Source organism: Marinobacterium alkalitolerans, assembly GCF_017776525.1.
Lineage (GTDB): Bacteria > Pseudomonadota > Gammaproteobacteria > Pseudomonadales > Balneatricaceae > Marinobacterium > Marinobacterium alkalitolerans.
The window spans coordinates 174,402-200,706 of the sequence record NZ_JACVEW010000003.1; the positions used below are offsets into that span (position 1 = coordinate 174,402).

At 58.2% G+C, this 26,305-nt stretch carries 25 protein-coding genes; 11 read left to right on the top strand and 14 right to left on the bottom strand.

Annotated features, from left to right (window positions below):
* Positions 1-9: 9 nt before the first annotated feature.
* The 6 genes from fni to H9C73_RS03205 all read right to left on the bottom strand — a co-directional run bounded on the left by fni (position 10) and on the right by H9C73_RS03205 (position 7,611).
* On the bottom strand, positions 10-1,038 hold the full coding sequence (gene fni / locus H9C73_RS03180) for a type 2 isopentenyl-diphosphate Delta-isomerase (protein WP_209286331.1): 1,029 nt from the start codon (positions 1,036-1,038) through the stop codon (positions 10-12).
* The gene (locus tag H9C73_RS03185; RefSeq protein WP_209286332.1) at positions 1,035-2,075 is read right to left on the bottom strand and encodes a hydroxymethylglutaryl-CoA reductase; all 1,041 of its coding nucleotides are present in this window, start codon (positions 2,073-2,075) and stop codon (positions 1,035-1,037) included. Before H9C73_RS03185 ends, fni begins: the two co-directional genes overlap by 4 nt.
* Positions 2,076-2,178: 103 nt before the next feature.
* Positions 2,179-3,525, bottom strand: coding sequence for a TolC family outer membrane protein (locus tag H9C73_RS03190; protein ID WP_209286333.1), 1,347 nt, complete (start codon positions 3,523-3,525; stop codon positions 2,179-2,181).
* Positions 3,515-4,153, bottom strand: a complete 639-nt coding sequence (locus tag H9C73_RS03195; RefSeq protein WP_209286334.1) for a helix-turn-helix transcriptional regulator — start codon at positions 4,151-4,153, stop codon at positions 3,515-3,517. Before H9C73_RS03195 ends, H9C73_RS03190 begins: the two co-directional genes overlap by 11 nt.
* Position 4,154: 1 nt before the next feature.
* Positions 4,155-5,489 (bottom strand): HlyD family type I secretion periplasmic adaptor subunit, encoded by a 1,335-nt coding sequence (locus H9C73_RS03200; protein WP_209286335.1) that lies wholly within the window; start codon positions 5,487-5,489, stop codon positions 4,155-4,157.
* A 1-nt stretch (position 5,490) separates the two neighbouring features.
* Positions 5,491-7,611, bottom strand: a complete 2,121-nt coding sequence (locus H9C73_RS03205) for a type I secretion system permease/ATPase (RefSeq protein WP_209286336.1) — start codon at positions 7,609-7,611, stop codon at positions 5,491-5,493.
* Between the two features lie 130 nt (positions 7,612-7,741).
* Between H9C73_RS03205 and H9C73_RS03210 the strand changes: the two genes are divergently transcribed.
* A complete protein-coding gene (locus tag H9C73_RS03210; RefSeq protein ID WP_209286337.1) occupies positions 7,742-8,110 on the top strand; it encodes a hypothetical protein in 369 nt (122 codons plus the stop codon).
* Here H9C73_RS03210 and H9C73_RS03215 read toward each other — a convergent pair.
* From H9C73_RS03215 to H9C73_RS03225, 3 genes are all read right to left on the bottom strand, one after another.
* Positions 8,098-9,687: a tetratricopeptide repeat protein gene (locus H9C73_RS03215; protein WP_209286338.1), complete on the bottom strand. Its 1,590-nt coding sequence runs from the start codon at positions 9,685-9,687 to the stop codon at positions 8,098-8,100. The genes H9C73_RS03210 and H9C73_RS03215 overlap by 13 nt on opposite strands.
* Positions 9,688-9,842: 155 nt before the next feature.
* A complete protein-coding gene (locus H9C73_RS03220) occupies positions 9,843-11,069 on the bottom strand; it encodes an argininosuccinate synthase (RefSeq protein WP_209286339.1) in 1,227 nt (408 codons plus the stop codon).
* Positions 11,070-11,181: 112 nt separating this feature from the next.
* A complete protein-coding gene (locus H9C73_RS03225) occupies positions 11,182-12,039 on the bottom strand; it encodes a flagellar protein MotY (protein WP_209286340.1) in 858 nt (285 codons plus the stop codon).
* Between the two features lie 168 nt (positions 12,040-12,207).
* Between H9C73_RS03225 and rnt the strand changes: the two genes are divergently transcribed.
* The gene (rnt, locus tag H9C73_RS03230) at positions 12,208-12,828 is read left to right on the top strand and encodes a ribonuclease T (RefSeq protein WP_209286380.1); all 621 of its coding nucleotides are present in this window, start codon (positions 12,208-12,210) and stop codon (positions 12,826-12,828) included.
* A gap of 61 nt (positions 12,829-12,889) precedes the next feature.
* On the opposite strand, the gene H9C73_RS03235 is transcribed toward rnt, so the two are convergent.
* Both H9C73_RS03235 and grxD read right to left on the bottom strand, forming a co-directional pair.
* Positions 12,890-13,492: a peroxiredoxin gene (locus tag H9C73_RS03235; protein ID WP_209286341.1), complete on the bottom strand. Its 603-nt coding sequence runs from the start codon at positions 13,490-13,492 to the stop codon at positions 12,890-12,892.
* 72 nt (positions 13,493-13,564) lie between these two features.
* Entirely contained in the window at positions 13,565-13,900 is a 336-nt protein-coding gene (gene grxD, locus H9C73_RS03240) for a Grx4 family monothiol glutaredoxin (RefSeq protein WP_209286342.1), read from the bottom strand.
* Positions 13,901-14,155: 255 nt separating this feature from the next.
* Here grxD and H9C73_RS03245 point away from each other — a divergent pair, with 255 nt between their 5' ends.
* From H9C73_RS03245 to H9C73_RS03255, 3 genes are all read left to right on the top strand, one after another.
* Positions 14,156-15,361 carry an aspartate aminotransferase family protein gene (locus H9C73_RS03245; protein ID WP_209286343.1) on the top strand — a complete coding sequence of 402 codons (1,206 nt, stop codon included), beginning with the start codon at positions 14,156-14,158 and terminating at the stop codon, positions 15,359-15,361.
* Positions 15,362-15,415: 54 nt separating this feature from the next.
* Positions 15,416-16,324 carry an ornithine carbamoyltransferase gene (gene argF / locus H9C73_RS03250; protein ID WP_209286344.1) on the top strand — a complete coding sequence of 303 codons (909 nt, stop codon included), beginning with the start codon at positions 15,416-15,418 and terminating at the stop codon, positions 16,322-16,324.
* Between the two features lie 93 nt (positions 16,325-16,417).
* Positions 16,418-17,332 (top strand): LysR family transcriptional regulator, encoded by a 915-nt coding sequence (locus tag H9C73_RS03255; RefSeq protein ID WP_209286345.1) that lies wholly within the window; start codon positions 16,418-16,420, stop codon positions 17,330-17,332.
* A 17-nt stretch (positions 17,333-17,349) separates the two neighbouring features.
* On the opposite strand, the gene H9C73_RS03260 is transcribed toward H9C73_RS03255, so the two are convergent.
* Entirely contained in the window at positions 17,350-17,841 is a 492-nt protein-coding gene (locus H9C73_RS03260; RefSeq protein ID WP_209286346.1) for a hypothetical protein, read from the bottom strand.
* Between the two features lie 208 nt (positions 17,842-18,049).
* Between H9C73_RS03260 and H9C73_RS03265 the strand changes: the two genes are divergently transcribed.
* Genes H9C73_RS03265 through H9C73_RS03295 form a run of 6 tightly spaced genes read left to right on the top strand, consistent with a single transcriptional unit; the run spans position 18,050 to position 22,855 of the window.
* Positions 18,050-19,405 carry a class II 3-deoxy-7-phosphoheptulonate synthase gene (locus H9C73_RS03265; RefSeq protein ID WP_209286347.1) on the top strand — a complete coding sequence of 452 codons (1,356 nt, stop codon included), beginning with the start codon at positions 18,050-18,052 and terminating at the stop codon, positions 19,403-19,405.
* Positions 19,405-19,731, top strand: coding sequence for a YqcC family protein (locus H9C73_RS03270; RefSeq protein WP_209286348.1), 327 nt, complete (start codon positions 19,405-19,407; stop codon positions 19,729-19,731). Before H9C73_RS03265 ends, H9C73_RS03270 begins: the two co-directional genes overlap by 1 nt.
* A 14-nt stretch (positions 19,732-19,745) precedes the next feature.
* Positions 19,746-20,609, top strand: coding sequence for a potassium channel family protein (locus tag H9C73_RS03275; RefSeq protein WP_209286349.1), 864 nt, complete (start codon positions 19,746-19,748; stop codon positions 20,607-20,609).
* Positions 20,610-20,612: 3 nt separating this feature from the next.
* The gene (locus H9C73_RS16315; RefSeq protein WP_328797930.1) at positions 20,613-22,106 is read left to right on the top strand and encodes a DUF1538 domain-containing protein; all 1,494 of its coding nucleotides are present in this window, start codon (positions 20,613-20,615) and stop codon (positions 22,104-22,106) included.
* Entirely contained in the window at positions 22,103-22,456 is a 354-nt protein-coding gene (locus H9C73_RS03290; RefSeq protein WP_209286350.1) for a transcriptional regulator, read from the top strand. Before H9C73_RS16315 ends, H9C73_RS03290 begins: the two co-directional genes overlap by 4 nt.
* Before the next feature lie 12 nt (positions 22,457-22,468).
* A complete protein-coding gene (locus tag H9C73_RS03295; protein ID WP_209286351.1) occupies positions 22,469-22,855 on the top strand; it encodes a CBS domain-containing protein in 387 nt (128 codons plus the stop codon).
* 35 nt (positions 22,856-22,890) lie between these two features.
* On the opposite strand, the gene H9C73_RS03300 is transcribed toward H9C73_RS03295, so the two are convergent.
* Both H9C73_RS03300 and H9C73_RS03305 read right to left on the bottom strand, forming a co-directional pair.
* The gene (locus H9C73_RS03300; RefSeq protein ID WP_209286352.1) at positions 22,891-24,453 is read right to left on the bottom strand and encodes a cation:proton antiporter family protein; all 1,563 of its coding nucleotides are present in this window, start codon (positions 24,451-24,453) and stop codon (positions 22,891-22,893) included.
* A 74-nt stretch (positions 24,454-24,527) separates the two neighbouring features.
* Positions 24,528-26,231 carry a potassium/proton antiporter gene (locus H9C73_RS03305; protein WP_209286353.1) on the bottom strand — a complete coding sequence of 568 codons (1,704 nt, stop codon included), beginning with the start codon at positions 26,229-26,231 and terminating at the stop codon, positions 24,528-24,530.
* Positions 26,232-26,305 lie beyond the last annotated feature (74 nt).

A 26,305-nucleotide genomic window follows, 5' to 3' on the forward strand; every position in this document is an offset into this window, starting at 1 on the left:
CCTGGGTCCTCAACGCTCTTCCACAATAAGCGCAGTGTTTCGGAACAGCGCCGATATATCCGGCGTACCGAGCAGAAACATCGCAGTGATAAATTCCCGCCGCAGTCGTTCTATCGCCTCGACCACGGCTTCGGCAGATTCCATCGCCGGCTTCAGCAGGGGCGCTGCCATGCCGCACAGCGAGGCGCCGAGTATAACAGACTTGGCCATATCAATCCCATCTCTGAGGCCGCCGCTGGCAATGAGCGTGGCCCGGTCCTGGAATGCAGCCGCCTGCTTGAGTGCCAGTGGCGTCGGCAGCCCCCAGTCCTGAAAGCGCACACCAATATCGCTGCTGTCATGACGGCGATGGTGTTCAATACGGCTCCAGGAGGTACCGCCGGTTCCTGCCAGGTCAAAGTGCGTGACCCCCTGCTCAAGCCCCAGTGCAATATCGGCCGGTGACAGACCCGCTCCCACCTCTTTCAGCAGCACGGGCACGCTCAGGTGCTCACGCACGGCCCCGATCTTCTCGGCTACGCCGCGAAAGTCCGTATCGCCTTCGGGCTGAACCGCCTCCTGCAAGGGGTTGAGGTGAAAGTAGAGCCCATCGGCACCCAACACATCGACGGCGCGCTGGCACTTGTCCAGATCAAAGCCGTAATTGAGCTGCACGCCGCCCACATTGCTAATCAGCACAGTGCTGGGGGCATGTTCACGCAGCGCAAAACTGGCTTCTGCCTGCGGATGGGTAAACATGACCCGCTGAGAGCCGACAGCCATGGCCACACCACAACACTCGGCAGCCCGGGCCAGATTGATATTGATGCTGCGCACCAGTTCATGATCCCCGCCCGTCATGGAGGAGATCAGCAGGGGGAAGCTCAGTGTCTTGCCCAGAAAGCGCACGCGCGGATCTATCTGATCGAGCGCCACTTCGGGCAGGGCCCGGTTGGTCAGCAGAATACGATCGAACCAGCGCGCGTTGCGGTCGGTGTCAGGATCACGCTCGATCGCACGAATATGCTCGATTTTGCGCTCGTTGGTCGGGTCGGTCATGACCGCTCCAGCTTGATATGGGCTTCCATCAGCTCACCCGGGTTGGTTTGCGCGGCCAGCAGGGAGAGCTCGCCGCAGAGCACCGTTGCTGCACAGATGGCCGCCAAACGCCTTGCATTGGCGCCGGGCTCGCGTTCATCACGGCACCCCAGACGCTGCAGATTTTCTTCAACGAAATCGATGCCCTTGCCATTACCAACCGACCCCATGATCAGGTTGGGCAGTGTGCAGGAGAAGTACAGATCCCCCTCACGCACCTCTGCGTGGACCACTCCCTGAGAGCCTTCGATGATGTTGGCCGCATCCTGGCCCGTGGCCAGGTAGAAGGCCAGCAGCATATTGGCGTAGTGGGCATTGGCGCTGCGCAAGCCACCCGCCATCAGGGTGCCTATAAGGTTTTTCTTGATATTCAGATCAACCACTTTTTCCGGCGTGGTCTTCAAGCGGCGCTCGCAGACATCACGCGGGATCAGAATTTCACTGACCACATACTTGCCGCGCCCCAGAATACCGTTGACGGCGGTCGCCTTCTTGTCCGAGCAGTAGTTGGCCGAAATGGAGCTGTACCTGAGCTGCGGGTACTGTGACAGGACCCAGGGAATCAGCTTGTCTGCCGCATTGGTCACCATGTTGTGACCCGATGCATCCCCGGTGGTGAACTCCAGGCGCAGGTAGATCAGGTTCCCCACAATCTGGCTGTGCATGTCGATCAGGTTGGCAAAACGGCTGCTGGTGGATACGACCGCATTGAGTTCGTCCTTGCGGGATTTGATCGACTCCAGTGCCTGATGTGCCGCCAGAGCATCTTCCGCCTCCAGCAGGATGGAGCGGGTCATGCGCTCATCCACGACCGTGGTGACAATCCCCTTCTCGGTCAGCATGGAGACGCGGGCACCACGCCCGACCGAAGGCCAGAGAGGTGTCTCGTAGGTCGCCAGCGGTACGCTGAGACTTTCGTCCACCAGGTGGCCGCTGATCTTGAGCGGGCCAACCCAACGCATCGGGATCGGCGCTTGCAGTATTTTGTGTGATTTCATGCGTGGCGCGTCCTTTGAATAAAAAAGGGCTGCCCGCACGGCAACCCTTTCAAGAGGCCTCAGATGGCGCAGGATTTTAAGCTACCCGCGCCAAGTGATGCAATTATTGGCCGCTATCGGCCATTTCCATACCCGCTTCTTCGGTAATCATCGGTTCACCCACTTCCGGAACCGATACTTCCAGTGCTTCCAGCAACTCACCGGTGCCGGTCAGAATCCGCAGCTTGGCAATCTCGGAGTCGATGCGTGCTTCTGCCAGCTGGTTCTTGGCCGAGAACACCTCGTTCTCGGTATCCAGCAGGTCGAGCAGCGAACGCTGACCGATGTCGAACTGTTTCTGGTAGGAGTTGCGCGTGTCTTCACTGGAGATCACGTGGCGCTCAAGATGCTCCAGCTGACGCTGCAGAATCTCGTAGGCGTTCCAGGACAGCTCAACACTTTCACGGATCTGGCGGCGGGCATCACGCTGAATCGCCTGCGCTTCGCCGATCTGGTATTCGGTCTGGCGGATACGCGCCTTGTCGGCACCACCGTTGAACAGGTTGTAGCGCAGACGCAGCATGGCGGTCAGGTCTTCATCATCACCCGGCGTGCCGTCGATGTTTTCATCCCAGCGACGCTCCACCTCAAAGTCCAGACGCGGGTACATCCGGCTCTTGGCCGCATCCCGCTGTGCCATGGCCGCTTCCACATCGTATTGAGCCAGGGCTGCAACCGGCTGCATCGCCAGGCCCTTTTCCACTGCCTGCTCAAGCGTCTCCGGCAACATCAGTGTGCTGCTGTCGAACGCCTCCAGATCTTCCGGTGCCGCTTCACCCACGACGCGCAGGTAGGTCGCCTTGGCATCGCGCAGGTTGTTATCCGCTACCAGCATATTTACTTCAGCCAGCGCCAGACGGCCTTCTGCCTGCTGAATGGATGCCAGAGTCCCCATACCGGATTCGGAGCGGCGCTTGATCTGGTCATAAATCTTGACGTGGTTGTAGAGGCTTTCCTTGGCCAGCTCCAGCAACTGCTCACGGCGCTGAACTTCCAGATACGCCCGGCTGGCCTCCAGCACATAGCGCTGCGCCTGATCCTTCAGACCGCTGGCGCGGGAGGCGGCACGCGCCTGCTGACGCTTGACTTCGCTGCTGGTGGCAAATCCGTCAAAAATCATCTGGTTCAGATTAAGACGCGCTTCACGGCGGTTCAGCTCCACATCCTGGGCCCCGTTTTCCTTGTCCGTCCACTCATAGCCGTAGCCCAGTGTGGCATCCAGGGTCGGGTAATAGCCGGCCTTGGCCTGACGGATCTCTTGCATCACGGCCGCGTAGTTATGCAGGGCTTGCTGCACTTGCGGGTTCTGTTCGATATTGTCAGCCACGACTTCCTGTAAGGTGGCAGCCGCTGCCCAGCCTGAAAAGCCCACACCCAGGGCGAGGCCCAGAATGGAGTGCTTAATGTTCATATCCCTGCTCCTGCTCAATCATGTTAAGCGGCTGTGTACCGCTCAGTCTTAAAATTAGCTCAACCCTGTCCTGCACGCCTGCTTTTTCCAGAATAGAGCTTACGTGCGCCTTGACGGTCCGTTCAGTGATGGCCAGTTCACGTGCAATCACCTTGTTACCCTTGCCCTGAGCCAGCTCCGTCAGAACTTCCAGCTCACGCTGGCTCAGCCCCCAGTCGGCTGTTTCAAGCTGAAGGTTGCTGGGTCGGTGCAGCAGGCGCTTGAGCAGCCGCTGCATCAACTCAGGCAGTATCCAAAGATCCCCTCGGTCGACCGTTTTCACCACCTCCGGCAGCAGCTCAGGCTGCATGAAGGTGTTGGCGTAGCCATATACTCCCTGCCGCAGCAGCTCTTCGCCCTCTTCCAGCCGGGGTTCGTCAACCAGTGCCACAACGCGGTGGGCCGCAGCATCTGCCAGACACGCTGTTCTGGCCTCTCCTTCCAGTGCACTCCAGTGCACCAGTACAACGTCGTCCGACCGGATATTCACACCGGGCTCCAGCCGCTGTGCCGGCTCACCGGCCCGCGCCAATGCCTCTTTCCAGCGCTGCTCAAGATCATGCCGTTTGACGTTCATCAACACCGTCATGTTATCGCTCCGTAAGCGCGCGCTCTTTGGCCCGGTTGATCGGCTTGAGCAGATACTGCATGACGGTCTTCTTACCCGTCAGAATATCTGCACTGACAGTCATGCCGGCCATCAGGGGCAAGGGCGCTTCCTCCGTCCCAAGATAAGGGCGCTCTGTTTCCAGGCGAACCAGGTAGTAAGGTACCTTGGCCTCCTGATCCATAATGGTGCCCGGCGATATGAACACCACCTCGGCATCCATGCCGCCATAAATGGCAAAATCATAGGCGCTGATTTTCACAACCGCCGGCTGCCCCAGCCGAATATTGGCAATATCCGACGGTTTTATCCGAGCCTCCACCAGCAGCTTGTCTTCACGCGGCACGATGCTCAGCAAGGGATCACCCGGCTTGACCACCCCGCCGATGGTATTGATCATCAGCTGCTTGACCGTACCCTTGATCGGCGCGCGCACTTCCGTACGGCTGATTCGGTCTTGCATCCCGGTCAACGCCTGCTCCATGCGCACCTGCTCCGGCACCACTTCATTCAACTCACTGCGTGCCCGGTTGCGAAACTGCAGCTCCATCTCCTGCATGCGTTCCTGTATCTCGGCAATGGACGACTCTATTCGCGGCACGCTCAATTCAATCGAGGAGATTTCGCCCCGCAGGTCATTCACCTGACGCCGCAGCCGCAGGTACTCCACCTCTGAAATGACGCCCTCCTTGACCAGCGGCTCGCTGATGCGCAGCTCTCGCAGCAGCAGACCCAGGCTGCGCTTGAGCTGGTCAATTTTGCTCTGTGCCTCAACCAGTTCCTGTTCGCGCTGTTCACGCTGCTGCTCCAGCACGGACAGGTTGCTTTTCAACTCGGTCTCACGCGAGCGAAACAGCTGTCGCTCCTGCTCAATCAGGCTGACAAACTCGGACGGAAACTCTTCCGAAACCGTAAACTCCGTGCCCGAAGCCTCGGCCATCAAGCGCGCCGAGCGCGCCTTCAACTCCCAGCGGCGCACCTGGTTTTCCTTGAACGAGCTGGCAAAGCGCTTGTCTTCGATGCGCATCAGCACATCGCCCTGTTCGACCAACTCACCTTCGCGCACCAGTATTTCAGAAATAATACCGCCTTCCAGGTTTTGCACGATCTGCAACTGATGCGAGGGGATGATCTCGCCTTCACCGCGCGCGATCTCATCCAGTTCTGCCCAGTTGGCCCAGACAATGGCCAACAGCATGAACAGGCCGCCCGCCCACAGCAGCAGGCTGGCCCCTCGGGGCACCTGCTCCAGCATCGCTTCGCTGATACTGGAAGCGTAGCGTATATCCTCCGGGTACGAGAGATTCGTCTTGCCCATCTTAGCGCCTCACCTGCAAACGGCCCTGTTTGAGGGCTTCCAGCACACTGTCCTTGGGGCCGTCCGCCACGATGCGACCACCGTCCACCACAATTAATCGATCCACCAGGTCCAGCAGTGACATCTTGTGTGTCACCATCAGCACCGTTTTTTCACCGATGAATGATTTGAGCTGACGGCGCAGGGCATCCTCGGAGGCGTTATCCATGGAGTTGCTGGGCTCGTCCAGAATCAGGATGGACGGATCGTGCAGCAGGGCTCGGGCCAGGGCCACCGATTGACGCTGCCCACCCGAGAGCGCACTGCCCCGCTCACCCACCGGCATATCGAAGCCAAGAGGATGTTTGTTGACGAAGGACTCCACACCCGCCAGCCGGGCCGCTTTCAGAATTTGCTCGTCGCTTGCCTGCGGCAGACCAATGGTGATGTTGTCACGCACGGTACCGGCAAACAGCATGACATCCTGAGGTACATAACCGATGCAGCGCCTCAGGTCCGAAGGCGCAATCTGGTTCATGTCGATGCCATCAATTTCAATCGCACCGGATGTGGGGCGATAGAGCCCCAGCAACAGCTTCTGAATACTGCTTTTGCCGGAACCTATCCGCCCGATCAGTGCGACCTTTTCGCCCGCCTGTAACCGGAAAGAGAGCTTGTGCAGCGCACCGTACTCGGTGCCGGGGTAGGTAAAGTCGACCTCTTTGAGCTCAATACCGCCTTTGAGGTCGGGGCGGTGGATGTAACGGCGTTCACCGTCATATTCATCCGGCAACTGCATGATCTCATCCAGCGTTTTCAACGCCTTCAGGGATTGCTCATAGTTGGCAATGAGACTGGCCACCTGAGCCAGAGGCGCAATGGCACGGCCGCTCAAGATGACACAGGCAATCAAGCCACCCATCGAAAGGGTCTGGTCCATGATCATGTAGACCCCGAAAATCACCAGCAGAACCGACGCCAGCTGTTGCACGAAGCCGGCCACACTGACGACGGATGACGAGAGCATCCGTGAGCGCAGGCCCCAGCGAGCGATATAGCCCACCGACTCTTCCCAGCGCCCCTGCATCGGGCTGGCGGCACGCTGGGTCTTGAGCGTTTCCATCGCGGTGAGCGACTCAACCAGCGTGCCGTTCTTCTGCGCCGTAGAGCTGAAGGTGCGCTCGATCGAGCGACGCAGGGAAGGCTTCACCATCAGGGCATAGATGAGAATGATGGGAATAGCGGCCGCCGGTACCACCACCAGCGGACCACCGATCCAGCTGATGACCACCAGAAACAGCAGCATGAAGGGAATGTCGATCAGAACGGTGTTGGTGGTCGAGCTGAGGAAGTTGCGAATACTGTCGAATTCACGCAGGTTGCTGGCGAAGGCGCCGACCGAAGCGGGCATGGCGTCGTAGCGCATGCCCATCACCTTCTCGAACAGCCGAGCGGACAGCAGCACATCAGACTTTTTACCGGCTATCTCGATGAAGTAAGCCCTCAGCATCTTGAGGCCAAAATCAAACAGGTAGACCACCAGCACCCCGGCCGCGAGCACCCAGAGGGTTTCTTCCGCGTGGTTGGGCACCACTCGGTCATAGACGTTCATCACGAACAGCGGGTTGGCCAGTACAAACAGGTTGATCAGCAGGGACGCCAGCAACACGTCTCGGTAGATACGCGCAGAACGCCAAAGCGTACCCCAGAACCAGTGTCCATCACGATCATCCAGCTCACGCCTTGAACCCTCACTCATCTGGAATTCCGGACGCATGAAGATGACATGCCCGGTGTAAAGCGCTTCCAGTTCTTGCAGAGGCATGCGCACAACACCACCGGTTTCCGGCTCGACGATCTCGGCCTCGCCGGCGTCCCGGTCCATGGACTGCAGAATGCAGGCCTTTTCGTCTTTCAGCAGAATGACCGCGGGCAGCAACAGGGCCGCTATATCATTAAGCGGTCGCTCCACCAGCTTGGCTGCAAAACCGCCCCGGGAAGCCGCACGCAGAAAAAGTTTTGGGGTCAGCCGGCCATCCACGAGCGGAAGCCCATCAGTCAGCACCTGTGCTGAGACGGGTCGGTGGTTGTACTGAGTGAGCAGTACCAGGCAACTCAGAAGCGGGTCTTTATCAACATCCATGCCGGCAATCCGAACAAAAACAACACTCTAACAAGTGTTTTAAATGGTTAAAAGCATTTCTGCCGGTTACATTCACGCAATCTCTGGCTACACTGCTTTCAGGAATTCAGCATAGATCAGGTTGACTTAAATGCTATTTGCACTGAGAGACGAGTCGGGCAACATCACGGCCCTGACTGATCGCAACATACCGGGCGCGACTGCAGTGGATGCAGCCGATCCCGAGGTCCTGTCATTCCTGTCTCTGGACGCGTCCGCCATGGCCAGCGCCACCGACTTTCTGGAAGACTCCGACCTTTCCACGATCCGTATTCTGGAAGACCTGGTCGACACGCTGGTGGACCGACAGGTCATTCGCTTCACTGACCTGCCCCCTCCCGCACAGCGCAAACTGCTGAGCCGTAAGGTCGCTCGTACGTTGAACAGTGATGAGGACGACAGGTTTGAGAGCGTCGAGGAGGACAAGCTGTTTCTGCACGACGAGGATCAGCTGTTCTGATCATCGCCAGCCTTGACCTGCTCTGACAGACGATCAGCCAACCCCTTGTGCCTAAGCTGCTGGCGGTGGGAAAGCGCGGCATACTGAATGTCATGCAGGACATCGTCACAACGGCGCAAGGTGGCAACCGGGTCCTGTGCCTGACCTCGCCTGAGCAGCTCAAGATCGGCCTGAACCAGATTCAAGCCAATGCTGGCACTTTCAGGCTGCGCCTGATGAGCCTGCCAGAAGGCATCTCGCGCCGGCACCAGCTCGTGCTTTCTGAACTGCATCATCCCGGTGAGGTTGGCACGCGCCCAGTCAATCCCGACCATCTTGCGCGTCAACTCCTGGCGCAGCTGAGCCACTTCGGCCGCTACCTCTGCCCCTTCAAGGCCATCACTCAATTGATCGATCCAGAGCGCCTGTTCCGTCAACGGCATGTTTCTGAACAGCGCCAGGGCATCACGGGCCGACTGATCAGCCCGCACACGCTCACCGCTGCGACGCAAGATATCATGCTGCAGCAGCCGTGATCGCAGCAGGGCCGCCGGCTCCTGATCAAAGTCATTGACCGCCTGTTCCAGCACTTGAAGCGCTTCCCCTTCACTCTCCTGGGCCTGTTCGCGCTGCTGCTCATCCATGTAATCACACAGACTGCGGGCCAGGGCAAAGTAGTAGTCCGGGTTCTGAAAGGCGGAATAGCGTCCAAAACGCACGGCTGCCCGGAACGCCTCGACCGCCAGCCGCCAGTCCTGCATGCGAGCGGCCACATTCCCCAGCTCGGCCTGAAGCACCGCCACCGAAGGCTGCAACATCACCGACTTGCGCAGGAGCGACATGGACAGCCCCCAGTCGCCCTTGAGGCGATGCAGGCGCGACAGCCAGTTGAAGGCATCCAGACTGACCTGATTCTGATTCACCACGTTATTCAGGCTGGTGTGCGCCAGTTCAAAGCGCCCCATACGGTAGGCGGCCACCCCCAGCCCTACCCGCATCCAGTGTTGATCCCGCATTTCCAGCAAGGCATTGAACAGATCGGCGGCCTCCGCGTAGTGCCCCAGCCGCAACAGGATGATGCCCTTGATACGCAGCAGAAAAGTTTTCAGGGCCGGATAGAATTCGAGCTTTTTATCGCACAGATTCAGCGCTTCAACCCATTTCTGCTGATCCATCAGCTCGTCGAGAGGGCTGACGGCATTTTTCAGCCGCAGCAGCTTCTCCAGATTGAGCCGGATGCGTGCGCTGTCGTAGGGTTTGCTGATACACAGGTCGGGGGAGTGCTCGAGAGAACCAAACAGGAGCTCCGACATTTCGGGATCCGACACCAGTATGTAACTGGTCGCATAGCGATGGATGCCCTCAGCCTGAGCCTCGTGCAGCACCTGAAGGCCGTTCTTTTCTCCCTTGCCCAGATCGTAGACCATGAAGCAGAGGTCGACCGGCTGCTCTCGCAGAACCGACAGCGCCATATTCACTGACGAAGCCACGGCCACCTGCTCGATGCCAAGCGACGACAGAATAGATCTCAGCTCACCGAGATCATTCAGGTGCTTATCGAGAATCAAGGCCGACTTGCCAGAGAAAAGAGTATCCATAGGCCTACATTAACCGAGTGTTACCGGAACATAGCATGAGGCTTTGAAGTCAGGCAAAAAACCTTCACATGACAGTCACTTGGAGCAACTGAATATGAAAAAGGCCATGCCGGATTCACCGGCATGGCCTCAGAGCAATTGCGCGCCTGCAATGCTCAGTCTTCAAGCAGGTCGCGGCCCTTGCTGGCTGCGATGCGCATGCGCAGTGCATTCAGCTTGATGAAGCCTTCAGCATCCTTCTGATCGTAGGAGCCGGCATCGTCTTCAAAGGTCGCGATGCTTTCATCAAACAGGCTGTCGTCAGAACGACGGCCCACGGCGGTCACGCTGCCCTTGTAGAGCTTGACGCGGACTTCACCGTTCACGTTGCGCTGGCTGTAGTCGATCATCTGCTGCAGCATCTTGCGCTCTTCAGACCACCAGAAGCCGTTGTAGATAACCTTGGCGTAGCGCGGCATCAGCTCATCTTTCAGGTGAGCCGCTTCACGGTCCAGAGTGATGGACTCGATCGCACGGTGCGCCTTGAGCATGATGGTGCCCCCCGGTGTCTCGTAGCAGCCACGGGACTTCATGCCGACAAAGCGGTTTTCCACGATATCCAGACGACCTACACCGTTGGCGCCACCCACCTTGTTCAGGTACTCCAGCACGGTGGCCGGCGTCATTTCCTTGCCGTCGATGGCAACGATGTCGCCCTTGCGGTAGGTCAGGTTCAGGTAGGTCGGTTCATCAGGCGCCTCTTCCGGGCTGACGCTCCAGCGCCACATGTCTTCCTCGGCTTCCGCCCAGGGATCTTCCAGAATGCCGCCTTCATAGGAGATGTGCAGCAGGTTGGCGTCCATGGAGTACGGCGACTTCTTCTTGCTGGAGCTGAAATCAACCGGGATGTCACGCTCTTCGCAGTACGCCATCAGGGTTTCACGGGAGGTCAGATCCCACTCACGCCAGGGAGCGATGACCTTGACGCCCGGCTTCAGCGCGTAGGCACCCAGCTCGAAACGCACCTGGTCATTACCCTTGCCGGTGGCACCGTGAGAGATCGCATCGGCACCGGTTTCATTGGCGATCTCCACCAGGCGCTTGGCAATCAGCGGGCGCGCGATGGAGGTACCGAGCAGGTATTCACCTTCATAGATGGTGTTGGCACGGAACATCGGGAACACGAAGTCACGCACGAACTCTTCGCGCAGATCTTCGATGTAGATTTCCTTGACCCCCAGGGCCTCGGCTTTGGCACGTGCAGGCTCAACCTCTTCACCCTGACCCAGGTCAGCGGTAAAGGTGACCACTTCACAGTTGTAGGTATCCTGCAACCAACGCACGATTACAGAAGTATCCAGACCGCCTGAGTAAGCCAGAACGACCTTTTTAATATCGGACATGTTGCTGCTCCAGAAACAAGTAGCCGGACAGGAGGGGCCCTGTCCGGCGATATAATTCACTCGGCACAAGTGCCGCTTAATATAACAGAAAGCGACGGTTCACTGAACTGTGCTACTCACGCTCCAGACGGATGGCCACGCGCCGGTTGCGGGCGCGGTTCTCGGCACTGGTATTGGGCACCACCGGGTAGCGCTCACCATGGTAACGCGTGGTAATCATGTCCTCCGGCACCCCCTGACTGACCAGATACCGTGTCACCTCTTCTGCACGCTTCTTCGACAGGTCGCGGTTCAGCAGACGTCGACCATAGTTGTCCGAGTGCCCGTCCACATAGATCGACTTCACGCTGTCGTCGGTTTTGACATAGAGCGCAATCAGGTCAAGCCGCTCCCGGGTGGCATCCGACAGACGCCAGGCCGCTGACGGGAAAAGCACCGCAGTACGCGCCACCTGTCGATAATTCACCGGCAGCAGGCTGGTCAGACACCCCAGGTAGTCATCATAGGCGGACTGAAAGTTGGCCGCTGATATACCCACTTCAACCGGCTCATCACTGTCGAACCAGCGGTCGCTGGCGAAGGTCGGCGTCATGCCCTTGTGCAGAGCAACCAGCATCGCATTGGCCAGCTCGCTGCCCAACACAAAGCCTCCGCTCTCGGTGTGAATACTGACCTGCCCCATGTCAACCGGGGCCACTCCGGGCTGCCAGGCAGAGGCTCGCGCCACCAGACGCGCATCTCCTTCAAGCTGATACTTTTGTGTCGGCTTCAACTCGAACTTCAGCGTTTCCCCCGCCTCATGTTCAAACACCGCACGCCCGAAGGCCGGCACCGTCTGACTCAAGCGGCAAAAGAAGCGTGAGGTCTCCATCTCCCATACCGACTCGTCGAGGGACGCGCGAAAAACCACGGCCTGAACCGACACCGGCAGCATCAGAAACAGCAATAAAGCGAAGCAACGCAGGGTCAATGATCAGCCTCCGGTCGTATGTCTTGATGTTGGTTGCTATCGGCCAGGCCGCCAGCACCTTGAATCCGTCGTTTTGACGACCGACCCCAGGCTGTTAGAATGCCCGCGGTCAATTACAACTTGCAAGTAAGGATTTTCGTGCCTCATCATCATGCTTCTCCCCATCCCATGGCTGACCGCTTCCGGGGCTTTCTCCCGGTTGTCGTCGATGTCGAAACGGCAGGCTTCAATCCACGCACCGATGCCCTGCTGGAGATCGCAGCCGTCACACTGACGATGGATGAGAACGGCTACCTGATGATCGATCAGAGCTACGATGCCAATGTACAGCCCTTTCCCGGTGCCAACCTGGAACCTTCAGCACTGGCTTTCACCGGCATTGACCCGGACGATCCTGCACGAAACGCCGTGAGCGAAAAAGACGCACTGGAATCGATTTTCAAGCCTATCCGAAAATCGATCAAGTCACATGGCTGCAAACGCGCGGTACTGGTCGGCCACAACGCGTCCTTTGACCACAGTTTTGTCACCAATGCGGCCGAACGCTGCGCGAGCAAGCGCAACCCCTTCCACCCGTTTTCAACCTTTGACACCGTGTCTCTGGCCGGCCTGGCCTATGGCCAAACCGTTCTGGCCAAGGCCTGCGACATGGCCGGTATCGACTTTGATAACGACCAGGCGCACTCCGCATTGTATGACACCGTCAAAACAGCGGAACTGTTCTGCACCATCGTCAACCGCTGGAAAGACATGGGCGGCTGGGACATGGTACTGGCCACCCGGGAATAATCCTTTCCTGCGCGCATAAAAAAACCGCGTCGTTACGCGGTTTTTTTCGTTGGGCCAAGCCTTACAGCTTGCCGGATTCTTCAGCCAGATACTTGGCAACACCGGTCGGAGATGCATCCATCCCCTTGTCACCCTTGTTCCAGCCAGCCGGGCACACTTCGCCGTGCTCTTCGTGGAACTGCAGCGCATCAACCAGACGAATCAGCTCGTCCATGTTGCGACCCAGCGGCAGATCATTGACGATCTGGGAGCGCACAACGCCGTCCTTGTCGATCAGGAAAGCGCCACGGAAAGCAACACCGGCATCCGCTTCAACGTCATATGCCTGGCAGATTTCATGCTTGACGTCAGCCACCAGGGTGTACTTCACCTGACCAATACCGCCTTCGTTGACCGGGGTATTACGCCATGCGTTATGGGTGAACTGGGAATCGATGGAAACACCAATCACTTCAACGCCGCGCTCCTTGAAGGCGTCCATGCGGTTATCCAGAGCAATCAGCTCGGACGGACATACAAAGGTAAAGTCCAGCGGGTAAAAGAAGACCAGACCATATTTGCCCTTGATCGCTTCCTGCAGATTGAAGTTATCAACAATCTGGCCATCGCCCAGCACTGCTGCAGCGTTAAAGTCAGGAGCCTGCTTGCCTACCAGTACACCCATGTTATCTCTCCGTGTTGGTCATTTATGTCGGCCGCGCCTTTACGCGACCGGTTTATATGCTGAATCTGATGCTCAGGCGCTTTCGCCCTCATCATCCTTGGATGCAGCAACAATCATTTCCTTGAGTTCACCGCTGGCCGCCATATCGCAGATGATGTCGCAGCCGCCGACCAGCTCGCCGTTGATCCAGAGCTGGGGGAACGTGGGCCAGTTCGCGTACTTGGGCAGTTCAGAACGGATATCCGGGTTTTCCAGAATATTCACAAATGCAAAGCGCTCGCCACAGGACATGACGGCTTCGACCGCACGGGATGAGAAACCGCACTGCGGGAAGCGGGGCGTGCCTTTCATGTACAACAGAATCGCATTGTTCTCGATCTGTTCTTTGATGGTTTCAACTACGCTCATGAATACACCTTTTGTTTGAAACTTGAGTCCGGGCAAGCCGCCATTCTAACATATACCCAAGCGTTTCACTCAACTTAAGCCGTCTAAAATATGCTCAATACCCGTTATGGGTTCAGGGGCTTTGTTTTTCAAGGCTTTTGTCGTTTAACTGACACAGGTCGCTCCCCTGCGAATTGCCAAAAGAGGTTCCGCCTCATAGAATGGTTGTTTTAACGGCAGCCAAGGCTGCCTTTTTGCGTTGTAGGGAGAGACCCCATGGCGACTCAGCCATTGATGAACGTATTCAACCGCCTCTCGGTTGCTTTCGAGCATGGCGAAGGGTCCTGGCTGTACGATACCGACGGGAACCGCTATCTGGATGCACTCTGCGGCATCGCCGTAACCGGCCTAGGCCACGCCCATCCGGCCGTTACCCGTGCCATCAGCGAGCAGGCCGGCAAGCTGATCCACTGCTCCAATCTGTATACAATCCCGCTGCAGGAAGAGCTGGCTGAGCGCCTGACACGTATCTCGGGCATGGAAAACGTCTTCTTTGCCAATTCCGGCGCCGAAGCCAATGAAGCGGCGATCAAGCTGGCACGCCGATACGGTCATGCCCGCGGCATCGACACCCCCACCATCATTGTCATGGAACAGTCCTTCCACGGTCGCACCCTGGCCACGCTGAGTGCCACCGGCAGCCGCAGCGCGCAGCAGGGGTTTGAACCACTGGTCAGCGGCTTTGTGCGCGTCCCCTTTGACGACGCTGAAGCGGTTCGCCAGGTCGCGGCCAACAACAGCAATGTCGTGGCCGTTCTTGTTGAGCCGATCCAGGGCGAAGGCGGTGTCCACATTCCCGCCGACGACTACCTGAACCAGCTTCGTGCCATCTGCGACGAACACGATCTCCTGCTGATGCTGGACGAAGTGCAAACCGGCAACGGACGCACCGGCCAGTACTTTGCCTATCAGCACACCGATATCCTGCCGGATGTGGTCACCACTGCCAAAGGGCTTGGCAACGGGTTCCCGATTGGCGCCTGCCTGGCCCGCGGTGTCGCCGCAGAAGTCTTCACCCCCGGCGCACATGGCACCACCTATGGCGGCAACCCGCTGGCCTGCGCGGTCGGCATCGCCGTGGTCGACACCATTGTTCAGGACGGCCTCTGCGCCCGCGCCGAAGCACTCGGCAACCGCATTCGTGCCGCGTTTGAAGCCGAAATCGGCGAAGCCTCTTATGTGCAGGAGGTCCGCAACAAGGGCCTGATGATCGGTATCGAACTGACCGAAGCCGGAACCGAGCTGGCCGTACTGGCCAAGGTAAAAGGCATTCTGCTCAACATCACCGGAGGTGGCCGCGTGATCCGCCTGCTGCCGCCGCTGATCATGAGCGACCAGGAAGCGGACCTGCTGGTCAGCACCGTTTCCCAACTGATTCGCGTATATGCCGGTGAAGAGCTGGACTCGGCAACAGACAATTAAACAGTCACTTTGAACGGGAGCCGGTGGCCCCAAAGCCACCGACCAAGCCAACCTATGAGCACTAGACACTTTCTAACCCTGATGGACATGACGCCGGACGAACTGCAACAGATCGTTCAGCGCGCCATCATTCTCAAGCAGATGCGCAATGCCGGTGAGACTTACGAGCCGCTGAAGAACAAGGTCATGGCCATGATCTTCGAAAAGGCATCCACCCGCACCCGCGTGTCCTTCGAAGCCGGCATGGCACAGTTCGGCGGCCATGCCATGTTCCTGTCACCGCGTGATACCCAGCTGGGTCGTGGTGAGCCGGTTGAAGACAGCGCACGCGTCATTTCCAGCATGGTCGACGTGGTCATGATCCGCACTTTCAGCCATGAGCTGGTGGAGACCTTTGCGCGCTATTCCCGCGTCCCGGTGATCAATGCCCTGACCGATGACTACCACCCTTGCCAGCTGCTGGCCGACATGCAGACGTTCATCGAACACCGCGGCTCCATCAAGGGCAAAACAGTTGCCTGGGTCGGCGACGGCAACAACATGTGCAACTCCTACATCAACGCAGCGCGCCAGTTTGATTTCCACCTGAACGTTGCCTGCCCGGAAGAGTTCGCGCCCAACGCTGATCTGGTCAACCGCAACAGCGACCGGGTGAGCCTGTTTGAGAGCCCCGAAGCGGCTGTCAAAGGCGCTCACCTGGTAGTGACCGATGTATGGGCATCCATGGGTCAGGAAGACGAGCAGAAAGAGCGCGTGCGTGAGTTCCGCGGCTACCAGGTCAGCCCGGCCCTGATGGATCTGGCCGAAGAGGACGCCATCTTCATGCACTGCCTGCCGGCTCACCGCGGTGAAGAAGTCAGCGAAGACATGCTTGAAGATCCGCGCGCGGTTGTCTTCGACGAAGCCGAAAACCGCCTGCACGCCCAGAAGGCCCTGCTGGAGTTCCTGCTGGTCAAATCCTGATCGACCCGGCGGCAGGCACGGCATGCCGCCGGACTCGCCACAGGGCGTGAGTGGAGACTATACTGGCATCAATTCGGGATCAGGACCCTTGGCATGATTGAGATTCGTCACTTGAAAACGCTGGCAGCCCTGCGCGATGCAGGCAGTCTGGTGGAAGCTGCAGAACGCATTCATCTGACCCAGTCAGCGCTTTCGCACCAGATCAAGGATCTGGAAGAGCGCCTCAACTGCTCCCTGTTTATCCGCAAGACACGCCCCATCTGCTTCACCAGTGCTGGTCAACGGCTGCTGGCACTGGCCGATGAGCTGCTGCCGATGGTCCGCAGTGCCGAGCGTGACATCTCGCGTCTCGCTGGTGGCGAAGCAGGCCGCCTCAACATCTGTATCGAATGCCACAGCTGCTTTGACTGGCTGATGCCCACCATCGATCACTTCCGGCAACACTGGCCCGAAGTGGAGCTGGACCTGTCGACCGGCTTCAGCTTTCAGCCGCTGCCGGCACTGAGCCGTGGCGATCTGGACCTGGTGATCACCTCGGATCCCGAGCCGCGTACCGGCATTCACTATGTGCCCCTGTTCAGCTACGAGTCCGTACTGGTGATGGGGCGGCAGCATCGTCTGGTGGGGCAGCGCTATGTGCGCCCGGAAGACCTGTCCAGTGAAACCCTGATCATCTATCCGGTAGAACAGGACCGGCTCGATGTGTTTACCCGTTTCCTGGACCCGGCCGACGTTGAGCCCCAGGAGATTCGCACGGCAGAACTGACGGTTATGATCATGCAACTGGTCGCCAGCGGCCGCGGCGTCGCCGCCCTGCCCAACTGGGCTGCCTATGAGTACCTGCAGCGCAACTACATTGCGTCTCGCCCACTGGGTGAAAAAGGCCTCTGGTGCACCCTTTACGCGGCCATGCGTGAAGACCAGAAGGATGCCGATTTCATGGTCGATTTCCTGAACACCGCGCGCGAAATCACGTTCAAGAACCTCAACGGGGTCCGCAGCGCCTGAGCCTGCCTGTCCGGGAACTAAAAGCGCAGGCGTGTTCGCACCACCTGACCCTCGGGCATGCGGTTTTCCAGCAAATCCACCAGTTCGTCCAGCCCCTTGTACCCCTCAAGGCGAAGCTGCTCACCCGTGGTGCTGGTCAGCGTCAGCGACAGCACTCGCCCAAGCCCGACCTGCACTCGTGCACTGAGCATATCTGCCAGCGCCATTCGCACCGTCCCTTCCGGCTGTTGCAACTGCAGAACTTCCTGCTCCATATCCCAGCACACGTCCGGATAGGCGCGCTTGCCGACCCTCAACTGCATCACCAGTTTGGCGGCATAAGCGGAGCAGGACAGAACACCCAGCACGGGTAACAGCAACTCGGCCACTTCAACGGGGCCACTCAAGGACTGAACCAGATAGTACAAACTGAGGGCCACCAGCCCCAGCATGGCCAGCAGCCAGGCCAGCTGGCGTGCCTGCTGGCGACGCCTGTAGGAAGGGGACACCTTGAAAACGCGTGTGGACATTCGGTCTCCGTGCAAGTCATGAGAGGTCAAGGAAGCCAGTATACCGGCCCACTGGATCAGATGCCGAGCATCCTGCGCGAGTCTTCACCGGTGAATCAAGCCGACAACTCTGTTTCCTTTGCCCGGAACCGCCTGCAGGCTGCCGAAAGCCGTCTTTTTGCGGTACCATCAGGCTAACCCTAACCGTTAAACAAGCAGTGAGAGCACGATGGAAAACTGGACTCCCGACAGCTGGCGCAGCAAGCCGATCAAACAGCACCCCCACTACCCCGATCAGGATGCCCTGTTTCAGGTAGAAAAGGTGCTGGGGGAGTATCCGCCGCTGGTCTTTGCCGGCGAGATCCGCTCTCTGACCGATGATCTGGCTCAGGTAGCAGAGGGCAAGGCCTTCCTGCTGCAGGGCGGTGACTGCGCCGAGAGCTTTGCTGAATTCAACGCCAACAAGATTCGCGATACCTTCCGGGTACTGTTGCAGATGGCGGTCGTCATGACCTTCGCCGGCAGCTGTCCGGTGGTCAAGATCGGGCGCATGGCCGGCCAGTTCGCCAAACCTCGCTCTGCCGATACGGAAACGATTAACGGCATCGAACTGCCCAGCTACCGAGGCGACATCATCAACGATATCGCTTTCACCTCAGAAGCGCGTACACCGGACCCGCAGCGCCTGCTGTCGGCCTACCACCAGTCAGCGGCCACGCTGAACCTGCTGCGCGCCTTCGCCACCGGCGGCTTTGCCGACCTGCACAAGGTCCACCAGTGGACTCAGGGCTTCGTACAGCAGAGCCCGCAGGGGGAAAAATACCAGCACCTGGCCGACCAGATCGATCAAACCATGGCGTTTATCGAGGCCTGCGGCATCAGCTCCGACAACACTCCGCAGCTGAAGGAAACCAGCCTGTACACCTCGCATGAAGCCCTGCTGCTGGGATACGAACAGGCACTGACCCGTCAGGACAGCCTGACCGGCGACTGGTACGACTGCTCAGCCCACATGCTCTGGATCGGCGACCGTACTCGCCAGCCGGACCATGCCCACGTGGAGTTCCTGCGCGGTGTACGCAACCCGATCGGCATCAAGGTCGGCCCCAGCACTCAGGTGGATGACCTGCTGCGCCTGCTGGATATCCTGAACCCGGCCCAGATCCCCGGCCGCATCACGCTGATCGCGCGCATGGGCGCCGACAAGATCACCGAACTGCTGCCGCCGCTGGTACGTGCCGTGAAGGCCAGTGGCCACCATGTGGTGTGGAGCTCAGATCCGATGCACGGCAACACCATCAAGGCATCCAGCGGCTACAAGACCCGCAGTGTGGACGCCATTCTGGCGGAGATGAAGGGCTTCTTCGAAGTCCATAACGCCGAGGGCACACACGCCGGTGGTGTTCACTTTGAAATGACCGGCAACGATGTGACCGAGTGCATCGGTGGTGCCTACCGCATCACGGAAGAGGGTCTGGCCGACCGTTACCATACCCAGTGCGACCCGCGTCTGAATGCAGACCAGTCACTGGAACTGGCCTTCCTGATTGCCGATACCCTGAAAGCAGCACGCAAGGAGAACTGATGTCTCGTGTAGAACATGTCAGCGCACTGCTGATCGACATTCGCACCGAGATGGATGAGCTGGGCGTCTGGTCCGCCCAGCCGCCCAAGCCCGAAGCGCTGGCCAGCACCCAGCCCTTCTGTGTCGATACACTGGATTTCACCGAGTGGGTACAGTGGCTGCTGATTCCGCGTCTTGAAGAGATGATCGCACGCGATCTTCCGCTGCCGCAGAACAGCCAGATCCATCCGATGGCCGAGGAAGTGTTCAAGCAGATGGACGAAGACACCGACCGTCTGCTGGACCTGCTGGCACAACTGGACCAGTTGCTCAGCCTTCACCACTGACCGGGACTACCGCCATGAGCTATGAACGACACCACTCGCTGATGTTCCGGCTCGGCTTCGGCGGTGTCAGCCCTCTGGAAAACCCGCGCGCCAAACGCTGGAGCAATCGCCTAGAGTGGCCCATGCTCCTGCTGGCCCTGTGGATACTGGTGGACTGGTATATGCGGGCAGACGGATTCGGATCTGCCTTCACCCATCAAGTCACGGATTGGGTCATTTGGCTGGGCTTCACCACAGAGCTGTGCCTGATGCTGTACGTGGTCGATGACCGCAAGCGTTATCTCAGGTCCAACTGGATGAGTCTGGTGATCATATTGGGTGGACTGCCCGCCCTCTGGGGCGCACACAGTTTTTATGCCGGTGCCATCCGCTCACTGCGGTTGTTGGTGATGCTGGGCATCCTGTTCAAGGTTTCGCGGGACCTGCGCCTGATCCTGGCAAGACATAACCTCGGCACCACTCTGCTGGTCTGCCTGCTGTTCCTGTTTATTTCCGGCTTCCTTATCGCTGCATTGGACCCGGCCTTTGATGGGCCACTGGATGGTATCTGGTGGGCCTGGGTCACGATGACGACCGTGGGCTACGGTGATATTGTCCCGAGCACCAATGAGGGCCGCCTGTTCGGCTCCCTGCTGATACTGATCGGCATATGCATGTTTTCACTGCTCACTGCCAGTTTTTCCGTGTTCTTTATCGAAAAGGACGAGGGCCAGATTGCCGAACGTGAACGTCAGAACCTGAACCGTATCACGCGGCTGGAAAGTCGACTGGAGCGAATCGAAACCCAGCTTGAACGCGCATTAAATCTGCTCGAAAGGGAACAATCACCACCCCGAACGGTCGAATCCCGGAAAGAAGACTCATCTCAGGGAGACTAGCCCTTGAGCTACTTGCACTCTATTGGGCGGCACTTGCTGCATGCGTTGAAAAACCTGCTGCCGATCGTGTCAGTGGTGCTGTTGTTCAAGTTGATTATCTTGCAGCAAGTACCCGAGAACAGTATCAGCATGGCTGCTGGCCTGCTCATCGTTGCCTTGGGTGTCGCTCTCTTTCTGCAGGGGCTGGAACTGGGCATTTTCCCGGTTGGCAAGAGTCTGTCCAACCAGTTCGCCCGCCAGGGCTCCCTGCCGGTACTGCTTGGCTTTGGCTTCTGCCTGGGGTTTTCTGCCGTTGTCGCCGAACCGGCCTTAATTGCTGTTGCAAGCCAGGCTGAAGTCATCAGCGCGGGTCGAATAGATGCCACGACGCTTCGCCTGCTGGTCGCTGCATCCGTAGGTACCGTAACGGCTCTGGGCGTATTTCGCATCATTTTTGGCCACCCCATCCATCACTATATGATCATCGGATATATTCTGGTGGTTGTAGTGACTTTTTTTGCCCCGCCCGAGATTGTCGGCCTGGCGTATGACTCCGGTGGCGTTACCACAAATGTGGTAACCGTGCCGCTGATAGCCGCCCTGGGGATTGGCCTTGCTGCATCCATCCGTGGTCGCAGCCCCCTAAAGGATGGATTTGGTCTGGTGGCCATGGCCGTTATGGTGCCCATGATCAGCGTGCAACTTTACGGGGCCTGGGTCTATGCTCAACCGGACCCGGCACTCACGCTGTTGAGTTCATCTGCCAGCGAGCAAAGCAGCGCCCCTCACCCAATCCTCACGGGGCTGCTCGACCTGGCAACCATGGTGAGGGATGTCCTGCCCATCATCATTACCATTCTGTTTTTTCAATACGTGATATTGCGTCACCCTCTGGCCAACCCACGGCAGGTAGTATTGGGTTTTATACTGGTCATTGTCGGTTTGTATGCATTTGTCATCGGCCTGAAAATGGGGCTATTCCCCATTGGCACCAGCATGGCAGAACAACTGATAGCGCGTGAAGGCTATCTCCTGATATATCTGTTCGCCTTCCTGATCGGCTTTGCGACTACCATGGCAGAACCCGCTCTCCTGGCCATCGGCAAACAGGCCGAGGAGGCAGCTTCCGGGCAAATCAATGCGGCCGCGATCCGGCTGCTTGTCGCTATTGGAGTGGCCATCGGTATCACGCTGGGAGTATGGCGCCTGATACACGGTGACCCGCTACACTATTACATCATTGTCAGCTATCTGTTTGTGATTGTGCTGACGCTCATTGCCCCAGGCTACATAGTGGCACTGGCGTATGACCTGGGCGGCGTCACCACTTCCGAAGTCACCGTACCCCTGGTGACCGCGCTTGGCATTGGTCTGGCCAGTCAGATCGAAGGGCGCAATGTGTTGATCGACGGCTTTGGACTGATCGCTTTCGCCTCGATCTTTCCCATTGTGACCGTCATGCTATACGCGATCTGGGCCGACAGGCGCAATCGCATAGTCAAACAGGAGGGCGTATGAAGTTCACAGTTGTAGTCGGGATTGTGCCCGAAGATATGGAACAGCAGTGTGTGGATCAGGCCCGCGACCTGGGCGCAGGCGGCATCACCATCATCCAGGGGCGAGGCATCAGCAACGAAACCCGTAAAACGTTTTTCGGGTTTGCCTATGACGGCAACCAGTCCGTGCTGCTGATGGTCCTGGAGCGCAAATTGTCGCTGGAGGTTCTGAAAGCATTCGAAAAACTGTTACAAGTCGATGGCAAGGACGGCTCACGCGGACTGGTATTCAGCCTGCCCCTGGAGCACCTTCGCGGCATGGACATGGCTCAAATTCAGAAGTTTGAACAGCATCTAAAGGACTCACTCTGACAGGAGAAGGACATGCTGGTACAAGATGTAATGGTGCGCGATGTGGTCACCATTTCCCCCTTTGCGACGTTGCGCGATGCGTTAAGCCTGATGAAGCGCAAAGGACTCAAATCACTGGTGGTAGACAAGAACCACGACCATGATGCCTATGGTTTGATTACCTACACGAATATCGTCAAGACCGTAATTGCTGAAAGCGGTGATATCGATCTGCTGAATGTGTACGACGTCTGTGTCAAGCCAGCTCTTACCGTAGGTAAAAGCCTGGCGGTACGTCATGTAGCGGAGCTTATGGCACAACACCGCATCAAGCGTATTCTGGTGCTGGAGGATAACACCCTTATCGGGCTGGTAACCATGGATGACATGGTCGATACCTTGCTGAAGGAGATTGATTGAAGCACCTGCCAGACAGGTGCTTCAATGCAACTCAATCAAAGCACTTGCTGACGCTTGCGCTCACCGGCGCTGAAAATATGCTCAGCCAGACCGACGCCGGTTTCTGCCATGGTCTGGTAGGTATGATCTGCGCCAGCACGGGTGATGGCGTCTGCGTGATCAGCAAACATACTGTGTGCCACGATCACGCCATCAAACCCTGATTGGCGCAACTGACGGGCAGCGATGACCTTGGCCTCAACATCATTGGCCGCCAGAATCACGTATTCCAGAGCGGGTGCCTGCAGGTTTTTCCAGAGCTGTACATCTTCTGCATCCGCGAATACAACATTGCGCCCATTCTGCTGGTGCAGGTTCACCTTGGCCGGGTCAGAATCCAGACCTACCATGGGGATGTTGCGCTGCTTCAAATGATCATATGCCGCAGTGCCCGTACGTCCCATGCCGATCACAAGAATACGCGCATCCCCCACTGAAAGCGGCTGCTCGTCGGGATGAAAACCCTGACGCTCAAAGCGGCTAAGCCATGCCCCTAAACGATCGTACAGAGGATGGGCCAGGCGATATAGAGGCGCCGAAATCAGGAATGAAACTGAAACCGCAATGGCCAGAGGCACTAGCCACTGGGGCAGCACAATGCTGGCCACGATCAAGCCAAACTCACTGTAGTTGGTCAGGCTCAGACCGGATAAAAAGGCACTGCGAGCACGCAATTTGAAGAGCAGCAGCAGGAAAAAGAACAGGATGCCCTTGAGCGGTAAAAGGGCGCCCATGACAACGGCAAATATGAGCGCGTCCATATCCGGAAGCCCGCCCATACCGATCTGGAGGAAGAAACCGACGAGGAAAACTTCCTTGATGCTCCATAGTGACTGCGACAGCTCACCGGCACGCTTGTGGTTGGCCAGCAGCGCACCAAAGGCGAGCGCCCCGAGTTCAGAACTGAGGCCGATGGTTTCAAAACCGTGTCCGCCCACCACGAGTGCCAACAACAGTCCCAGCAGAACCAGGAGTTCATCGTGGCCACTGATATCCAGTACCTTGTACAGGAGCGGGCGCAACAACGGGATACCAAACACGACCAGGGCCCACATGGAGGGGGTTTTACCGCTGGCCAGCGCCAGGACGAGTAGAGCAATCAGGTCCTGAACAATCAGGATACCGATAGCAACGCGGCCATGAAAGGCGCGCAGCTCACGCTTGGACTCCAGCACTTTGGCGGCCAGTACCGTGCTTGAAAATGATAGCGCGATACCCAGCATCAAGGACGTTTGCCAGTCCAGATCCATAAAAAAATGAATCCCGGGCATAAACAAGAGCACGGAGATCGTAAAGTGCAATAGACCTCCACCGATCACTTCAGGCCGAACCAGGTTACGCACCTTCAATTTCAGCCCTACAGTAAACAGCAGCAGCAGAACCCCCAAATGAGCCAGATGGGCCAGTACATCCGTTCCTTCAACCGGTATGCCTGCCAAATCACCGGCAGCCACAATGGCAAAACCTGCCGCAAGATAACCAATCAAGGGGGGCAGTCCCGCCAGTTTCACAGCCATACCCAGGCCGTAGGCAAAGACGATCCAGACCGCTTCAATCAACGCGCACTCTCCTTTTTACATGTTTCACGCGAAGGCATTAAACCATTTAAGACCGCAGGTGTCAGTGAGTCGCGTCAGAACTTTAGACCAACTCGGGTCACCTGCCCCCCTTCAACCGATTTCACCACCAGCACGATTGACCCCAGCCCGACGCGATCCCCTTCCACCGGCGGTGCCTTGAGGCGAGACTTGATATACGCATCAAGCGTCTGCTCACGCACCCCGGGATCCACCTGAACACCGAAGTTCTGTGCCAGCGCATCCAGTTCGATGGCGCCGTTCAGCTCAAAGGCACCAAAGAATGTGCTTTCCTTCAGTGCCGGAATCGATTCAACCGAGCTGAACAGACGTGCCAGCCGAGTCTCGGTGTCATCCGCGCCGATCACGGCCAGACGGTCACCCGCCTGCAGCTCCAGATCATCTTCATAGGGCAGGAGCAACTCCTTGCGCAGTACAGCCGTGACCACCACATCCGGCGGCAGACGAATGCCCTTCAGTGTACGCGGCGGTGACCAGTGTTCGCCATCCAGCTCAAAAATCATCAGGCGGTGGTTATGGGTCAGGGACCAGTCCAGCGACAGTCGCTGCAGCGCCGAGGGCTCCGCCGGCAGCTCCAGTTTCAGCCAGCGAGCCACGGGCGCCAGCGTCGTGCCCTGCAACAACAGCGAGAGCACCACCACGATAAAGGCGATGGTCGGGAAAATGGCCGCGTTATCCACATCGGCCATCAGCGGGAAAAGCGCCAGCACAATCGGTACCGCGCCACGCAGCCCGACCCAGGCGATAAAGAGCTGCTCGCGCCAGCGAAACTTGAACGGCCAGAGGCACAGGCCAATCGCCAGCGGGCGAGCAATCAGAATCAGCACTACGCCCAGCGCCATCGCTTCCGGTATCAGGGTCAGCTGTTCATGCGGCGACAGCAGCAGCCCCAGCATGAGGAACAGGCTGAGCTGAGCCAGCCAGGCCAGCCCGTCATGCACCTGCAGGATATCATCCATTTTGCGCAGGCCACGGTTCCCCACCCAGATGCCCATCAGGTAGATGGCCAGAAAGCCGCTGCCATCAAGCAGCGTTACGCCCGCAAACACACTCAAGCCGGTCGCGGTTACCAGCAGTGGATAAAAGGCCGGCTGAAGCTCCAGGTGAGACAGCAGCCTTGACAGCAGCCAGCCACCGGCCAGTCCACCCAGCCCGCCCAGCGCCAGCTGTTTGATCAGCAGCCCCAGTGCTTCCGGCAGCCCGGGCGGCGTATCACGGGTAATCAACTCCAGCAGAATAATGGTCAGAAAGATCGCCATCGGGTCGTTACTGCCCGACTCGATCTCCAGCGTTGCACTGACACGCTGATTCAGACGCAGGCCATGGTTTTGCAACAGGGCAAAGACCGCGGCCGCATCGGTGGATGAAATGATGGTCCCGATCAACAGGGCATGCAGCAGGGGCAGCTCGAGAATCCAGTAGGCAGCAAGCCCTGTTAAGGCCGCAGTGACCAGAACACCCGCTGTCGCCAGCGTCAGGGCCGGCTTCAGCCCCACCCGGAAGGTTTCGATGCGCGTGCGCATCCCGCCGTCCAGCAGGATGATCGCCAGCGCCAGGTTGCCAACCAGAAAGGTGCTGGACACATCAGTAGAGACCAGCTGCCCCAGCTCGGACTGACCGGCAACCAGACCCACCACAAGGAACAGCAACAGCACCGGCATGCCGATTCGATTGGATAGAGGGCTCAGTACGATACTGATCAGCAGCATGGCACTGGCAAAGAGCAGCGTCAGAATCATCCGGTGTTCTGTCCTTTCCTTGGGGTTCGGGACTAATTTACCATAGCCCGCCCGCCTCCTGCCCGCCTCAAGTG

Coding starts and splice junctions, on each gene's coding strand:
- H9C73_RS03260 (WP_209286346.1), bottom strand. CDS start 17,841: ATGTCCACACGCGTTTTCAAGGTGTCCCCTTCCTACAGGCGTCGCCAG.
- H9C73_RS03255 (WP_209286345.1), top strand. CDS start 16,418: ATGATTGAGATTCGTCACTTGAAAACGCTGGCAGCCCTGCGCGATGCA.
- H9C73_RS03185 (WP_209286332.1), bottom strand. CDS start 2,075: ATGAAATCACACAAAATACTGCAAGCGCCGATCCCGATGCGTTGGGTT.
- H9C73_RS03215 (WP_209286338.1), bottom strand. CDS start 9,687: ATGGATACTCTTTTCTCTGGCAAGTCGGCCTTGATTCTCGATAAGCAC.
- H9C73_RS03305 (WP_209286353.1), bottom strand. CDS start 26,231: ATGATTCTGACGCTGCTCTTTGCCAGTGCCATGCTGCTGATCAGTATC.
- H9C73_RS03290 (WP_209286350.1), top strand. CDS start 22,103: ATGAAGTTCACAGTTGTAGTCGGGATTGTGCCCGAAGATATGGAACAG.
- H9C73_RS03195 (WP_209286334.1), bottom strand. CDS start 4,153: ATGACGGTGTTGATGAACGTCAAACGGCATGATCTTGAGCAGCGCTGG.
- H9C73_RS03245 (WP_209286343.1), top strand. CDS start 14,156: ATGGCGACTCAGCCATTGATGAACGTATTCAACCGCCTCTCGGTTGCT.
- H9C73_RS03220 (WP_209286339.1), bottom strand. CDS start 11,069: ATGTCCGATATTAAAAAGGTCGTTCTGGCTTACTCAGGCGGTCTGGAT.
- H9C73_RS03265 (WP_209286347.1), top strand. CDS start 18,050: ATGGAAAACTGGACTCCCGACAGCTGGCGCAGCAAGCCGATCAAACAG.
- H9C73_RS03270 (WP_209286348.1), top strand. CDS start 19,405: ATGTCTCGTGTAGAACATGTCAGCGCACTGCTGATCGACATTCGCACC.
- H9C73_RS03205 (WP_209286336.1), bottom strand. CDS start 7,611: ATGGATGTTGATAAAGACCCGCTTCTGAGTTGCCTGGTACTGCTCACT.
- fni (WP_209286331.1), bottom strand. CDS start 1,038: ATGACCGACCCGACCAACGAGCGCAAAATCGAGCATATTCGTGCGATC.
- rnt (WP_209286380.1), top strand. CDS start 12,208: ATGGCTGACCGCTTCCGGGGCTTTCTCCCGGTTGTCGTCGATGTCGAA.
- grxD (WP_209286342.1), bottom strand. CDS start 13,900: ATGAGCGTAGTTGAAACCATCAAAGAACAGATCGAGAACAATGCGATT.
- H9C73_RS03235 (WP_209286341.1), bottom strand. CDS start 13,492: ATGGGTGTACTGGTAGGCAAGCAGGCTCCTGACTTTAACGCTGCAGCA.
- H9C73_RS03200 (WP_209286335.1), bottom strand. CDS start 5,489: ATGGGCAAGACGAATCTCTCGTACCCGGAGGATATACGCTACGCTTCC.
- H9C73_RS03295 (WP_209286351.1), top strand. CDS start 22,469: ATGCTGGTACAAGATGTAATGGTGCGCGATGTGGTCACCATTTCCCCC.
- H9C73_RS03275 (WP_209286349.1), top strand. CDS start 19,746: ATGAGCTATGAACGACACCACTCGCTGATGTTCCGGCTCGGCTTCGGC.
- H9C73_RS03190 (WP_209286333.1), bottom strand. CDS start 3,525: ATGAACATTAAGCACTCCATTCTGGGCCTCGCCCTGGGTGTGGGCTTT.
- H9C73_RS03210 (WP_209286337.1), top strand. CDS start 7,742: ATGCTATTTGCACTGAGAGACGAGTCGGGCAACATCACGGCCCTGACT.
- argF (WP_209286344.1), top strand. CDS start 15,416: ATGAGCACTAGACACTTTCTAACCCTGATGGACATGACGCCGGACGAA.